Source organism: Streptomyces sp. NPDC004752 (genome assembly GCF_053601275.1).
This window is the reverse complement of the sequence record NZ_JBSGBN010000066.1, coordinates 1-1,487: the sequence shown is the minus strand read 5'-3', so window position 1 is coordinate 1,487 and position 1,487 is coordinate 1. Positions and strand designations below refer to the sequence as shown.

The 1,487-nt window shown below is 76.7% G+C and carries 1 pseudogene; it reads left to right on the top strand.

Annotated features, from left to right (window positions below):
* Nucleotides 1–465: 465 nt before the first annotated feature.
* Nucleotides 466–1,487 (top strand): annotated as a pseudogene (locus tag ACWEKM_RS25745) (hypothetical protein); the annotation flags it as partial.

Below are 1,487 nucleotides of genomic sequence, written 5' to 3'. Positions count from 1 at the left end.
CCTCAGACACGACCGGTACATCGGGCACAGCCGAATCCCCACCCACCACAGCGTCAGACGCAGCTCGGACGACAGGCACCCCGGACGCAGCGAGCCCCTCAGAGGCAGCGGACGCCTCAGACACGACCGGTACATCGGGCACAGCCGAGTCCGGGCCCGCGACGGCGTCAGAGGCAGCTCGGACGGCAGGCACCCCGGACGTAGCGAGCCCCGCGGAGGCAGCGGACGCCAGAGGCGCGACCGGTACGTCGGGCTCGTCGGAACCCCGGCCCGCCATGGCGTCAGAGGCGGCTTGGGCGGCGGGCGGTGTGGAGCGCCGGCGCGGGGGGTCGGGCGGATCGGTTTCTGCCGGCCCAGCCGGTGCCGGTGCCGGTTCCGTGTCCATGCCGTCTCCCCTGTCCCGTGGTCCCCCACGCGCATCCACCCCGGTCGCGGAGCCGGGCGCCCGCCCATACGCTCCGAAATGTGACGTCATCCTTGATCCGGCGCCGGCCGAGGCGTGCCGCGTCGCACATACGTGTGCAGGTGGCGCACACCGTGCTGGGCGGCGTCGTCTCGCTCGTGTGGCTGGTGTTGCCGGGGATGACGTTCGGCGCCCAAGATCCGGTTCCCGCGGCCCGCGCCGGACCCGTGGCCGACGCTGCCGTACCGGGGCGGACCGGGACGTCTCCGGGCGATCTCGTCCTGCCCCTGGTGGCGGTGGGCACGGCGGGGGTGCTGGCGGGGTACGCGTACGTACGGCGCACCCGGCGGGCTCGGACCCGTACGACGCCCGGGACGGGATCCCCGCGTCCGCCCGTGCCGGCTCCCGCCGAGTCCGACCGGCAGGCCCGTGCCGCCCTGGTCGCGGCCGATGACGCCGTACGCACCAGCCGGGAGGAACTGGCCTGCGCCGAGGCGCGGTCCGGGCCCGCGGCCGTCGAGCCGTTCGCGCGGGCCCTGCGGGCGGCCGAGACCGAACTGTCGGCCGCGTTCGCGATACGACGGCGCTACGAGGAGGGGCTGCCCCGGGATGTCGCCGCCCGGCGGCAGGCGCTCGTGGGGGTGGTCGGACGGTGCGCGGAGGCCGGCCGACGGCTGGACACGGAGGCGGCGGCCTTCGACCGGCTGCGGGCGCTGGAGCGCGACCTGGGCGGGGCGCTGGAGATCGCGGAGCGGCGGTTCCGGGAGCTGGCGGAGCGCACGGCGGGCGCGGAGGCGACCGCCGCCGGACTGGGCGAGCGCTACGGGCCGACGGCCGCCGAACCCGTCCGGGGCAACGCCGAACAGGCCAAGGACCGGCTGCTGTTCGTCGGCGCCGAACTCAACCAGGCCCGCCGAGCGGCCGGTTCCGACGACGCCGGGCGGGCGGTCCGCCATCTGCGGGCGGCCGAGGGCGCCCTCGCCCAGGCGGACATCTTCGTGACCGGCGTGGCGCGGCTGGCCCGGGAGCTGGCCGAGGCCGCCGCGCTGGTGCCGTCGGCGCTCACCGGAGCGGAGGCGGAACT